At 71.9% G+C, this 12518-nt stretch carries 9 protein-coding genes; 4 read left to right on the forward strand and 5 right to left on the reverse strand.

Annotated features, from left to right (window positions below):
* Positions 1–2 precede the first annotated feature (2 nt).
* Positions 3–1718 (reverse strand): RelA/SpoT family protein, encoded by a 1716-nt coding sequence (locus BUB75_RS19655; RefSeq protein WP_178379920.1) that lies wholly within the window; start codon positions 1716–1718, stop codon positions 3–5.
* 458 nt (positions 1719–2176) lie between these two features.
* Between BUB75_RS19655 and BUB75_RS19660 the strand changes: the two genes are divergently transcribed.
* Positions 2177–2758, forward strand: a complete 582-nt coding sequence (locus BUB75_RS19660; RefSeq protein ID WP_073258986.1) for a PadR family transcriptional regulator — start codon at positions 2177–2179, stop codon at positions 2756–2758.
* 97 nt (positions 2759–2855) lie between these two features.
* Here the strand turns inward: BUB75_RS19660 and BUB75_RS19665 are convergent, their stop codons facing one another.
* Together BUB75_RS19665 and BUB75_RS19670 are read right to left on the reverse strand one after the other, a co-directional pair.
* Positions 2856–3512: a response regulator gene (locus tag BUB75_RS19665; RefSeq protein ID WP_073258987.1), complete on the reverse strand. Its 657-nt coding sequence runs from the start codon at positions 3510–3512 to the stop codon at positions 2856–2858.
* A complete protein-coding gene (locus tag BUB75_RS19670; protein WP_218617642.1) occupies positions 3512–5206 on the reverse strand; it encodes an ATP-binding protein in 1695 nt (564 codons plus the stop codon). Before BUB75_RS19670 ends, BUB75_RS19665 begins: the two co-directional genes overlap by 1 nt.
* Positions 5207–5319: 113 nt before the next feature.
* Between BUB75_RS19670 and BUB75_RS19680 the strand changes: the two genes are divergently transcribed.
* The 3 genes from BUB75_RS19680 to BUB75_RS19690 all read left to right on the forward strand — a co-directional run bounded on the left by BUB75_RS19680 (position 5320) and on the right by BUB75_RS19690 (position 9453).
* Positions 5320–7371 (forward strand): PspC domain-containing protein, encoded by a 2052-nt coding sequence (locus tag BUB75_RS19680; RefSeq protein ID WP_084741497.1) that lies wholly within the window; start codon positions 5320–5322, stop codon positions 7369–7371.
* Positions 7368–8012 carry a hypothetical protein gene (locus BUB75_RS19685; RefSeq protein ID WP_073258990.1) on the forward strand — a complete coding sequence of 215 codons (645 nt, stop codon included), beginning with the start codon at positions 7368–7370 and terminating at the stop codon, positions 8010–8012. The genes BUB75_RS19680 and BUB75_RS19685 overlap by 4 nt, the downstream gene beginning before the upstream one ends.
* A 205-nt stretch (positions 8013–8217) precedes the next feature.
* Positions 8218–9453 (forward strand): phosphatidylserine decarboxylase, encoded by a 1236-nt coding sequence (locus BUB75_RS19690; RefSeq protein WP_073258991.1) that lies wholly within the window; start codon positions 8218–8220, stop codon positions 9451–9453.
* Between the two features lie 80 nt (positions 9454–9533).
* On the opposite strand, the gene BUB75_RS19695 is transcribed toward BUB75_RS19690, so the two are convergent.
* Complete coding sequence (locus BUB75_RS19695) at positions 9534–10445, reverse strand: CDP-alcohol phosphatidyltransferase family protein (RefSeq protein WP_073258992.1); 912 nt, start codon at positions 10443–10445, stop codon at positions 9534–9536.
* 472 nt (positions 10446–10917) lie between these two features.
* On the reverse strand, positions 10918–12483 hold the full coding sequence (gene guaA / locus BUB75_RS19700; RefSeq protein WP_073258993.1) for a glutamine-hydrolyzing GMP synthase: 1566 nt from the start codon (positions 12481–12483) through the stop codon (positions 10918–10920).
* Positions 12484–12518 lie beyond the last annotated feature (35 nt).

Genomic DNA, 12518 nt, shown 5'->3' on the forward strand with positions numbered 1-12518 from the left:
ACTCAGTCCTCGCCGGGCCCGTCGACGATCAGGATCAGGCGGCGGGCGACGTCGGTCGGGTCGAGGCGCCCGTCAGCCACCGCTGCGCAGAGCGAGTCGTGGTCCGGCAGGTCGAGGACCCTGGCGAGCATCGAGAGCGGGCGGTCGTGGGCCAGCACCCGTCCCTCTGCCGCCAGTGCCGCCGCGATGTCCCGGCGTCCGTCCTCGACCGAGGCGTCCGAGACGTCCTCGGCGAACCAGCGACGGATGTGGATCTGGGCCTGCGGGCTCTTCGCGAACGTCAGCCACTCCTCGCTGGGCCCCGCATACTCTGACGGCGACGTGAGGACTTCCACCACGTCGCCGTCGGAGAGGGGCCGCGCCAGCGGTACGAGCTGGCCGTTGACCTTGGAGCCGATGCATCGGTCGCCGAGCCGCGTGGAGACCGCGTAGGCGAAGTCCACCGGTGTGCCGTCCTCGGGCAGGCTGATCGCGCGCCCGCTGGGGGTGAAGACGAGCACCTCGTGGTCGGAGAGGCCGGAGCGCAGTGAGTCCATGAACTCGCCCGGCTCGGCGGCGTCCTCCTGCCAGTCGAGCACGCGCTGCAGCCACTCCAGCTCGGCGGCGGCGTCACCCACCCGGTCGCGGCCGAAGCGGTGCAGCGCGGCGATGCCGTACTCGGCGACCCGGTTCATACCCTCGGTGCGGATCAGCACGTCGCAGCGACCCTCGGGCGCGATCACCGTGGTGTGCAGCGACTGGTACATGTTGAACTTCGGGACGCCGATGTGGTCCTTGAAGCGGCCCGGCATCGGGTGCCATCGACCGTGGATCACGCCGAGCGCCGCGTAGCACTCCGTCGGGTCGCCGTCGATGACCACGACGAGCCGGTCGGCACCGATGAAGTCGTCGGGCGCGTTCGGCGTCTTGTTGATCTGCTTCCACACCGACTTGCGGTGACGCTCGCGCCAGGTGATCGTGGCCTTGATCCGGGCGGCCTTCAGCTCGGCGGCTGCTTCCTGCACGAGCCCGTCGAGGTAGACCGTGCGCTCGGCCATCCGGGCCTCGAGCCGGCGCTCGACCTCGGCGTAGGCGTCCGGCTGAAGGATCCGGAACACCAGGTCCTCGAGCTCACGCTTGATCTTGTGGATCCCCAGCCGACCGGCCAGCGGGATCAGCACCTCGTTGGTGGCCCTGGCGATCCGCTGCTGCGACGGGCCGGACTTGAAGCCGAGCGTCCGCATGTTGTGGACGCGGTCGGCGAGCTTGATCACCAGGACGCGCGGGTCGCGGCCGGCCGTGATGATCATCTTGCGGTTGGTCTCGGCCTCGGCGGCGGCCGTCCCGAACCGGACCTTGTCGAGCTTGGTCAACCCGTCGACCAGCAGTGCGACCTCGTCGCCGAAGTCGGCTCGCAGCTGGTCCAGCGTGTACTGGGTGTCTTCGACGGTGTCGTGCAGGATCGCGGCGACCAGGGCCGTGGTGTCCATGCCCAGCTCGGCGCAGATCTCGGTGACCGCGAGCGGGTGCGTGATGTACGGCTCGCCGCTCTTGCGCATCTGACCGCGGTGCGCGCGCTCCGCGATCGTGTAGGCCCGACGGAGAACCTCGACGTCGGCCTTCGGGTGAGCTTCGCGGTGCAGTGCCAGCAGGTTCGCCAGCGGATCGTTCTGGCGGTTGCGCCCGGGTGCGGCGACCGCCCCGGCGCGGAGGAGAGCCCGTAGCGCTCTCCTGGCCACCGGCCCCCCCGTTACCGCTCCGCCGGTCTGCGGATCGTCTGATCCGCGACGACCGAGCGGCTGGGTCGGATTCGACCCGAACGGGGTGGCCTCGGCGCTCATGCCTCGGCCCGTCCAGGGCAGGCGGGACAAGCGTCAGGGCCAAAGCCCACAGCGAGGGCCCAACCCCCTACCAGGGGTTGGAACAAGCCAGTGTCCAAAACGGGTCGGAGCGCACGCGTCGACATAGCGAGCCTCACCTCCAGCCGGTCGCCGAGACAGGAAGTCGAGATGTACCGATGGTATGCGCCCAAACAGCCCGTTGGCGTCCCTGACCGGGCGAGCAATCCGATGCGCTGGCCCACCATTGGCCGTTCGACGGAGGCCCGCTAACGCATTGATCTCGATCGCGGTTGCATCGAGATAGTTTCCGATATATCGTTAGAGCATCGGTAGTGAAATTTACACAGGAGGCACTCATGTACCGCACACCTCACGAGCACCGCGGCCGAGGCCGTGGGCGACAGGGTTTCTTTCCCGGCTTCGGCGGCGTCCCGCCGTTTCCGCCCGGGAGTCCGGGCTTCGGTCCGTTCGGGCCGCACGGCCGGGGCGGGCGTCGGGCCAGGCGTGGCAACGTCCGCGCCGCCGTCCTCGTCCTGCTCCGCGAGCGGCCGATGCACGGCTACGAGATGATCGGCGAGATCGCCGAGCGCAGTAACGGCGTCTGGCGGCCGAGCCCGGGTTCGCTGTACCCGGCGCTCCAGCTGATGGAGGACGAGGGTCTCGTCACCATCGAGGAGTCCGACGGCAAGCGGCTGGTCTCGCTCACCGAGCAGGGCCGCGCCGAGGCGGACAAACTGGCCGAGGGCACCGCGCCCTGGGCACAGGTGTCCGAAGGCGTCGAGCAGAGCATGCTCGACCTGCACGCGGCGATCGGTCCGGTCGTCCACGCGGCGGGTCAGGTGGCTCAGGTCGGCACCGAGGAGCAGCGCGCCAAGGCGGTGGAAATCCTCACCGACGCCCGCCGCAAGCTCTACACCCTGCTCGCCGAAGCCGAGTGATGAGGGCGGCCCGCCCAGGGGGCGAGCCCGCCGTAGCACGTACAAAAGCGAAAGGCCCGCATCGCAGTGCGATGCGGGCCTTTCGCGGGTTAGACGATCAGATCAGCCTTCGGTCTACTGCCCAGCGGCTCAGTTCGTAGCGGTTGGACATTTGCAGCTTGCGCAGGACGCTGGAGACGTGCGTCTCGACCGTCTTCACCGAGATGAACAGCTCGGACGCGATCTCCTTGTACGCGTAGCCCCGCGCGAGTAAACGCAGCACCTCGCGCTCCCGGTTCGTGAGCAGGTCGAGCTCCGGGTCGCGAACTACGGTCTCCGGCCGCTGGGTGAACGCATCGAGCACGAACCCGGCCAGCCGCGGCGAGAAAACCGCGTCGCCCTCGGCCACCCGGCGCACGGCGTCGGCCAGCTCGTCGGCCGCGATCGTCTTCGTCACGTACCCACGCGCGCCGGCCCGGATCAGCCCGATCACGTCGTCGGCGGCATCCGACACGCTCAGCGCGAGGAACTTCACCTGCGGCAGCGTCGGCCGGATCGCCTCCAGCACAGCCCGTCCCCCGCCGTCCGGCATGTGAACGTCGAGCAGGACGACGTCCGGGGTGAGGGACGTGATCACCGACACCGCCTGCGGCACCGTGCTCGCCTCGCCGACGACCTCCACCCGACCACCGAGTTCAGCGCGGACGCCGGCCCGGAACATGCCGTGGTCGTCGACGAGCACGACCCGGATGCGGCCGTCAGTCGGAGTGGTCATTACTCATCACCGTTCGTTCGCTTCATCGTCAGCCGGACCTCGGTACCGCTCCCCGGGCTGCTCCGGATCTCGGCCTTTCCGCCGTGCCGCTCCATCCGACCGAGGATCGAGCCACGCACGCCATGCCGGTCGTCGTCCACGCGCGAGGCGTCGAAACCACGACCGCGGTCACGGATGAAGACGCTCACCTGGTCGGGCTCGATCTCCGCGTACAGCGACACGGAGGCTACTCCGGCGTGTTTGCCCGCGTTGACCAAAGCCTCCCTCGACGCCTGGACCAGCGCGGACAGCGGCGAGTCCAGCGCACAGTCGCCGACCACGACCGCGTCGACGCTCACCGCGAACGCGTCCTCGACCTCGGCGGCGGCCTCTTCCAACGCGGCACCGATCCGCTCGGCGGCCGACGCCGTCGGCTTGTACAGCCAGTTGCGCAGCGAGCGCTCCTGGCCGCGGGCCAGCCGGGCGACCTCACGCGGGTCGCTCGAGCGGCGCTGGATGAGCGCCAGCGTGTGCAGCACCTGGTCGTGCACCATCGCCGCGATCTCGGCTCGCTCCTGGGAGCGGATCCGCTCGCTGCGCTCGGACCGCAGCTCGCCGATGATCTGCGCGAGCCACGGCGCGATCACCAGCGCGACACCGGTGAGCAGCACGACGCCGAACAGGAACCCGTCCCGCACCGACTGCCACTCGCCGGTGAACACGAGGAACCCGACCAGACCGACCATCACCAGGACGCCGCCGCCCGCGAGCCGGATCGCGGTCATCGCCCGACCGCCGGCGAGCACCGGACCGAGCCACGGCACCTGGGGGGCGGCCGCGGTCCAGCGCCGCCGCTGCACCGGATCGGCTCGGCGCCAGACCAGCGCCGCACCGACTGCGACGACGCCGAGACACCAGACCAGCACCAGCTGGCTGTTCCCCCCGACGCCCAGCAGCACGACGATGATGCCGAGACCGAACACCAGGAACGCGACGAGCTGACCGGTGTCGCGGTGTCGCCCGCGCTGCTCCGCAGCCGGGTCGAGGCTGAGCACGGCCCAGAAGACCGCGTACAGCACGGCGCCCATGCCGCCGAACGTCAACAAAAGCAAAAACACCAGTCGGACGACGAGCGGGCGCGCGCCGATGTGCTCGGCGATACCCGAGGCGACACCGCCCAGCACGCGGTCGTCGGTCCGGCGGTAGAGCCGGCGGATCGGCACGCCCGACGGCGTCGCCAGGCCGGAGGTGACGAAGCCCGGCGCCGCGGCCGGTGAGGGCGCCGCCGCAGCCATCGCGGCCTTGGTCGCCTTCGTGGCCTTCCGGACGGCTTCGGTGGCGCGCTCGGCTGCGGCGCCGTGGGTAGCCACGTGTTCGGCGGTGGCGCGCTCGACGGCGGCGCGATGCGCGGCAGCGTGTTCGGCGGCGATCCGGTCAGCTTCGGCGCGGGCCTGCTGGACGGCTTCCAGACGGGCGTGCTGAGCGGCCAGGTAGTGGGCCGTCTGCTGCTGAGCCGCCGCGTACGGGACCTCGGCGTACTGGGTCGCGGTGGCGTATGGGACTGCGCCGAGAGGCGTGGCGGCCTTCGGCGCGGATGACGCGGGAGGGGCCGTAACAGCGCCGGCGCCGGGCCCGCGGTGGGCTGGCGTAGTGATCGTTCCTCCCGGGGGTTCGCGGTCGACGTCCACGTCGACGTCTCCGATCGTCACACGCATGGAGGCGGGAGACCACGGGGTGTGCCCCGGAGAATCGACCCCGGTGCAGATCAGGGTCCGATCAGGGTCGTGCCCGATGGCCCGGGGCCCTCCAGGCCAGGAGTATCGATGGCATGGACAGCCTCGACCCCCGCCGGGAGCCAACGTCGGACACCGGCTCCACCCCGCCCAGCGGCTCGGCCGCGGCGTCGGACTCCGCATCAGCCGGGTCGACGCCGTCCACCCAGCCGGCCCCGCCGACCCCGCCGACCCCGCCGACCCCGCCGGCCTCGGACGCCCAGCCGGTTTCGGGCGGCCCGACCGTCGCGGCGGAGACGCCGTCGTCGGCCTCCTCCGCCCCCGAGACGGACCCGAAGCCGCCCGCGGCGGACGCGCCGACCGAGCCCGTCACCGCCGGATCGACGCCGCCGAGCGGTCCCGCCCCGAGCGCATCGGACGCCCCGACCGGGGACGCCGCTCCGGCCGGGCCTGGCGCTTCGACCGCGTCGGACGCCCCGAGCACGTCGGGCGGGCCGACCGGTGCGGACGCGCCGCCGCCCGGGCCGATTCCGCCCGGTGGGGCGTTTCCGCCCGGCGGTAGTTCGGTGCCTCCCGGTGGGCCGTTCCCGCCGGGCGCGACCCCGTGGGGTGGTGCCGGCGGTAGCGGATGGAGCTGGAACCGCGGCCGGACGCTCACCCGCACCCGACAGGGCAAGCTCATCGCCGGTGTCTGCGCCGGTCTCGGCCGCACCACCGGCGTCGACCCGATCCTGTTCCGGGTCATCCTCACCGTGCTGGTGTTCTTCGGCGGCGTCGGCGCGCTGCTCTACCTCGTCGCCTGGATCGTCCTCCCGGTCGACGACGAGCCGGCCTCGCCGCTCGAGTCGCTGCTCGGACGTGGACGCTCCGGCACCTCACCCGCGCTGACGCTGGGGCTGATCGCGCTGGCCGCGATCGTGCTCGTCGGCTCGTTCAGCAACGGCTTCCAGGCCACGCTGCTGCTGGCGGCCTGCCTCATCGGCGGGATGCTGCTCCTGCGACGCACCGGCCAGCACAACGGCTACCCCGCGACGCACGGCGCGCCGGTCCCCGACCCCACGCTCGGCTTCGCTCCGCCGACGCCCCCGGCGCCGCCCACTCCGCCCGCACCCCCGACGCCGCCGACCGCGCCGTGGATGACGACCGGCGCCGGTCCGACCGCACCCAGCGAGCAAGCGTCCTGGGCGAGCGCCGCGAGTGCCGCGAGCACGCCCAGCGCGTCGGGCGTGCCGAGCGCCTCGAGCATGGCCACGCCGCCGCCCCCGTCGGCTCCGCCCGCCCCCGAGACGCCGTTCGCCACCGCTTCGACGCCGTACTCCACGCCCAGCGCGGCACCGTTCACGGCGAGCGCACCGCCGTACACCCCGCCGCACGCCGACCCCTACGGGATTCCGCACTCGGACCCGTACAGCACGCCGGGTGGCTACACGCCGCCGTTCGCCCCCTACGGCCCCTACGGCCCGTACGGCGCGGGCCCGGTAGCGTCCGCGCCTCCGATGCACCCGGTACCGCCGGTCGTCCCGCCGGGGAAGCGCCCGAAGGAGCGTTCGGTGCTCGGCCGGCTGACGATCTCGGTGGTCTGCTTCGCGATCGTCGTCCTGGTGATCGTCAACGCCGCTGGTGCGAGCATCCCGTTCACCGGGTTCGTGGCGCTCGCACTCGGCATCGTCGCCGCCGGTCTGTTGATCGGCACCTGGGTCGGCCGGGCCCGCTGGCTGATTCCGATCGGCTTCGCGCTGGCGCTGGCGCTCGGCATCGGGTCGATCGCCGAGAACGTCGACGCCGGGCCGAACGTCAACGGCCGGGACCTCTCGTACCGACCGCTGACCCCCGAACAGGTCGCCCCGACCTACGAGCTGGGCGCGGGTGACTTCGACCTCGACCTCAGCAGGGTCGACTTCACCGGGGTCACCAAGACCGTCACGATCAACACCGGCTTCGGCGACAGCAAGATCGAGCTGCCCGACGACGTCGACGTGATCGTCGAGTACGACCTCGGCGCCGGTGACGCCAAGATCCTCGACCAGCGCGACGACGGTCTGGGCATCCACAACACGTACTCGGACAACGGCGACAACGGCCCGGACACCAGCGAGCTGAAGCTGGTCATTCACCACGGCGCCGGTGACCTGGAGGTCACGCGATGAAGCGGCACCCCGTCGACAGCGTCTCGCTGGTCTTCGCCCTGCTGTTCAGCGCCGCGGTGGCGTGGTGGGGGATCGCGATGATCAGCAGCGACCCGCTGCACCTCCCCGCCGCCTGGATCGGCGCCGGCACGCTGCTGGTGATCGGTCTGGTCGGGCTGGTGAGCGCATTGCGTCCGCAGCGTCGGCCGGCCGAGGCGCCGCTGACCGTTCCGCAGGCACCCCAGGCCGCGCTCGACGTGGATCCGTACAACGACCCGTTCCTGGCCTCGATGTCGCTGCCCCGGGTCGATGGCGTCCTGGACGCGGACGCGATCGCCGCGGCCTACCGCGACGCGGGTTTCGAGGACCCGGTCCCGGTCAGCCCGGCCAAGCCCGCCGGCTCGGTCGGCTCGGCCACCGCTGTCGCCGAGCGTCCGGCCACCACCGCCGGGCGGGACGACGCGGGCGGCACGGCCGGTTCGCCCTCCGACGCCGAGCGGCCTGCCGACTCGGCCGACAGCTCGCAGACCGCCGGGGACGCGCCGGCCGGCGACACCCCGGCTCCGGCCGTCGACGAGGACGCGCGGCCGACCGCGCAGCTCCCGCTCCGTTCCGACACCAAGGAGCTGCCGGCCGACCGGGATGGGAGCACGGCGTCATGACTGTCTGGTTCCTGGTCGCCGGGGCACTGCTCCTGTGTGCGCTCGCCGCGGCGGTGCGGGTGGACACCGCCCCGACGGCGTCCGCACCGGAGCGGGCGAGGGTGCCCTGACCGACCGCCCGGCCGGGCGCGGCTTCAGCAATATGCTGGAGTCGCGTCCGGCTGTTGGGGTTCGGACGAGAGATCGCCGACACCCAGGGTGAGGTATGGCTGACCACGCAGTTTTCCCCCGGCCGGACGCCGGACCGCTCGCACTCTCCGACCGGCCGGTGGGCTCGGTCGCAGCGAAGACGCTGACCAGCGAGGTCGCCCGGCATCCGGGACCGAAGACGGTCCTGGTGATCGGGGTGACAGCCGGTGACACCGTGGTCGACCGGGTGCTGGCGGTCATCATGCCCGGCGATCAGGTGGTCGTCGTCGCTGACGGTCCGGTGGACGACCTGCTGGCGGGAAACGCGACGCTGTCCGGCCGGGTGACCGTCCGCAAGGACCTGCCGACGGACCCGGCGGAGCTGCCCACCCCGGTCGACGTCGCGGTGGTCGCGCGTCCGGTGCTGCACCCGACGGTCGTCGACCGGATCCGGCCGCTGCTCGCGGCGGACGGCGTCCTGGCCGTCGCCACCGACGCGACCGCGGGCGACCCGCTCACCGGTGTGGTGGCCGACCACGCGGTCCGCACCGACCGGGTGTTCCGCTCGTTCCCGCCGCTGCGGGTGCACCAGCTGCGCTTCAACCCGGCGACGCCCCACCTGGCTGCCCGGCTCGACCCGGCCGTGGTGCCGAGCCACGTCGCGGTCACGAAGCGGATGGGCATCGACTCGAACGGCGTCGCGTTCGGCGGGCTCGCGGCCGGTGCCGCGCTGCTGACGAAGGTCGTGCGTCCGCGGTCGAAGGCGTGGTTGGTGCCGGCGGCGCTGGCGCTGCCGGTGGCGGCGTTCTTCCGCGACCCGCGCCGGATCGTGCCGGACGACGCCGAGGCCGTCGTCTCGTCGGCGGACGGCAAGGTACTGGCCGTGGAGCGGCTCACCGACACCCGCTTCGGCCCGGACGAGTGGCTGCGGATCTCGGTGTTCCTGTCGGTGTTCGACGTGCACGTCAACCGGTCGCCGGTGGCCGGGCGCGTGGTGTCGGTGCTCCGCGAGGAGGGCGGATACGCGAACGCGATGACCGCGGCGGCCGAGCACAACGTCGCCTGTTACACGGTGCTGGAGAGCGTGCACGGGCGGGTCGTGGTGGCGCAGCGGTCCGGGCTGATCGCTCGGCGGATCGTGAACCGGGCCGGGGTCGGGGCGCTGCTCGCGAGGGGTGAGCGGTACGGCTTGATCCGGTTCGGCTCGCGCACCGACGTCTACCTCCCCGCCGACAAGGCCGAGCCCCGGGTCTCCCCCGGCGAACGCGTCATCGGCGGCGAAACCGTCCTCGCCCGCTGGCTGGCCGAGTAGCCACCCACAACAAAGGGCCGCCCCATTGGGGCGGCCCTTTTGGGATTATCCGGACCTGGAGCCCATCCAGGGCGGGCCGCTCACACCGCGGTGATGCCTCGCTTTTGGCGGGCCCAGAGGAGCGGGCCGGACAGGAGGTAGGCGCCGACCAGGAGGCCGAGCGTCGTCGTCGGGTCCAGCACCACCGCCACCGCTGCCAGCGGCAGCAACCAGCGCGGCACCCGCCGCAGCGCACCGATCTTCAGGTACGGGAACGAGCTCACCATCGCCACCGCGAGCGCCGCGACGAACAGCGGCGCGGCCCAGCGGCCCGCCTCCGGCCGCAGCAGCACCGCGATCACCATGATCGCCGCCGCGATCGTGGTCGGAACACCGGAGAAGAACCGTCCGTTCTTCGGCGACACGTTGAACCGGGCCAGCCGGATCGCCGCGCAGATCGCGATCATCGCGCAGGCCACCCCGGCCACGACCGTGGAACTCGGGCCGACCAGCCACGCGAACACCACGACCGGCGTCGCGATGCCGAACGAACACATGTCCGCCAACGAGTCCATCTGCGCACCGAACGGCGTCGAGACGCCGAACGCACGAGCCAGCGCGCCGTCCGCCCCGTCGAACAGGACGCAGGCGAGCAGCACTGCCGCGCCGATCCGTACCTCGCCCTGCAACACGGTGTAGATCGCGGCCAAGCCCAGCACCAGGCTGGCGAGCGTGCAGGACTGCACCAGCGCGAACTGGCAACGCCGGGCGATCGTGTGCTCGCCGGTGAGCAGCGGCGCCGACTGGGGCGCCTCGCTCGCCAGCCGCTCGGCCGGGGTGGCCGGCCGGGACTCGCGGGCACGCCGCCGGACCGGGGTGCCGTGCACCGGGTCACCGGCTCTCCGGGTCTCCCCGTCGGGCCAGGTGAGCGTGGTGTACGGCCCGACCGGCTGCACTTCGTCGACGCCGGGCGGAGCGCCCGCGTCGAGCCCGCCGCGCCGCCTCACCAGCACGCGTCGTGCGAAAGTGCCGCCGCGGCGGAGTCCACGACTCCACCGACGGCCAGCCGGACGGGGGCGGTCGGCACGCCGCCGCCAAGGTCTCGCTTGCACCCCGAATCCTCCTGGGCCTGGGCCGGGTTGGTCGTCAATGGCTCAGCCGCAACGCCGGTGCCATCAACGGGACAGCTGGCGTCGCTACCGCCGCGTCCATCACTAGCGGACGTACATTCGCATACACGTCCGCGCGTGTTCAGATGTTCGACCAAGAAGTATGGGTTACCCCGCGGGGCGCTGCTCAATCCCCGAACGCCTCGTGCGGGTGCAGATCGTGTCCACTCCCCCGCTCAGACCGTCGCCCACCCGACGGTGACCGACGTTCGGACTGCTCACCGCTGTGCGGCTCCCCTCACGGTACCGCACCGCCGCCATCCGAGTGAGACTGCTCACAGCGCGCATGCCCACCCCCGAACGGGGGTAGAAAGCGCTACTCCCACTCGATGGTGCCCGGCGGCTTGCTCGTCACGTCGAGCACGACCCGGTTGACGTCGGCCACCTCGTTCGTGATCCGGGTGGAGATCGTCGAGAGCACCTCGAACGGCACCCGGGCCCAGTCCGCGGTCATCGCGTCCTCGCTGGTGACCGGACGGAGCACGATCGGGTGCCCGTACGTCCGGCCGTCGCCCTGCACACCGACGCTCCGCACGTCGGCCAGCAGGACCACCGGACACTGCCAGATGCTCCGGTCCAGCCCGGCCGCCGACATCTCCTCGCGCACGATCGCGTCGGCCTGCCGGAGCAGCGCCAGGCGGTCGGCGGTGACCTCGCCGATGATCCGGATCGACAGCCCCGGGCCCGGGAACGGCTGGCGCCAGACGATCGCCTCCGGAAGCCCCAGCTCCAGGCCGACCTGGCGGACCTCGTCCTTGAACAGGGTCCGCAGCGGCTCGATCAGCTGGAACTGGAGGTCCTCGGGGAGGCCGCCGACGTTGTGGTGGCTCTTGATGTTCGCGGTGCCGGTACCGCCGCCGGACTCGACCACGTCCGGATAGAGCGTGCCCTGCACGAGGAACTGCACGGTCTCGCCGTGCGCGCCAGCCTCGGCGATCAGCTCCCGCTCGGCGGCCTCGAACGTCCGGATGAACTCGCGTCCGACGATCTTGCGCTTCTGCTCCGGGTCGGTGACGCCGGCCAGCGCGCCGAGGAACTGCTCCTGCGCGTCGACGACCTTGAGCTTGATTCCGGTGGACGCGACGTAGTCCTTCTCGACCTGCTCGGCCTCGCCGGCCCGCAGCAGGCCGTGGTCCACGAAGACGCAAGTCAGCTGCTCACCGACGGCCTTGTGAACGAGGGCCGCAGCGACCGCGGAGTCGACGCCCCCGGAGAGCGCGCAGATCACCTGTTTGTCGCCGACCTGCTCGCGGATCGCGGCCACCTGGTCGGCGATGACGTTGCCCATCGTCCAGTCGGGGCTGATCCCGGCGACGTCGTAGAGGAACTTCTCCAGCATCTTCTGGCCCTCGGCGGTGTGCAGCACCTCGGGGTGGAACTGGACACCGGCGAAGCCGCGTGCGGTGTCCTCGAACGCGGCGACGGGCGCACCGGACGTGGCGGCGGTGACGAGGAAGCCGGCCGGGGCCTGGCTGACCGCGTCACCGTGGCTCATCCAGACGGACTGCTCGGTCGGCAGGCCCGCGAAGACGACGCCCGGGTCGAGGACCGTGAGCCGCGTACCGCCGTACTCGCGGTTGCCGGTGTGGGCGACCGTGCCGCCGAGGGCCTGGGCCATCGCCTGGAAGCCGTAGCAGATGCCGAAGACTGGGACACCCGCATCGAACAGCTCCGCGTCGATGCCGGGGGCGCCGTCGGCGTAGACGCTCGACGGGCCACCGGAGAGGATGATCGCGGCGGGCTTGCGCGCGAGGAGCTCCTCGACCGGCATCGTGTGCGGAACGATCTCCGAGTAAACCTTCGCTTCCCGGACCCGGCGGGCGATCAGCTGCGCATACTGCGCACCGAAGTCAACAACAAGAACCGGCCGCGGAATGCTCATGTTCTCGAATCCTAGCGGCCTGCAGGTCAGGCCAG

The sequence above is a fragment of the Cryptosporangium aurantiacum genome (assembly GCF_900143005.1).
Lineage (GTDB): Bacteria > Actinomycetota > Actinomycetes > Mycobacteriales > Cryptosporangiaceae > Cryptosporangium > Cryptosporangium aurantiacum.

Excerpts from the sequence above, each read along its gene's own strand:
- BUB75_RS19660 (WP_073258986.1), top strand. The coding sequence starts at position 2,177 with ATGTACCGCACACCTCACGAGCACCGCGGCCGAGGCCGTGGGCGACAG.
- BUB75_RS19665 (WP_073258987.1), bottom strand. The coding sequence starts at position 3,512 with ATGACCACTCCGACTGACGGCCGCATCCGGGTCGTGCTCGTCGACGAC.
- BUB75_RS19670 (WP_218617642.1), bottom strand. The coding sequence starts at position 5,206 with ATGCGTGTGACGATCGGAGACGTCGACGTGGACGTCGACCGCGAACCC.
- BUB75_RS19680 (WP_084741497.1), top strand. The coding sequence starts at position 5,320 with ATGGACAGCCTCGACCCCCGCCGGGAGCCAACGTCGGACACCGGCTCC.
- BUB75_RS19685 (WP_073258990.1), top strand. The coding sequence starts at position 7,368 with ATGAAGCGGCACCCCGTCGACAGCGTCTCGCTGGTCTTCGCCCTGCTG.
- BUB75_RS19690 (WP_073258991.1), top strand. The coding sequence starts at position 8,218 with ATGGCTGACCACGCAGTTTTCCCCCGGCCGGACGCCGGACCGCTCGCA.
- guaA (WP_073258993.1), bottom strand. The coding sequence starts at position 12,483 with ATGAGCATTCCGCGGCCGGTTCTTGTTGTTGACTTCGGTGCGCAGTAT.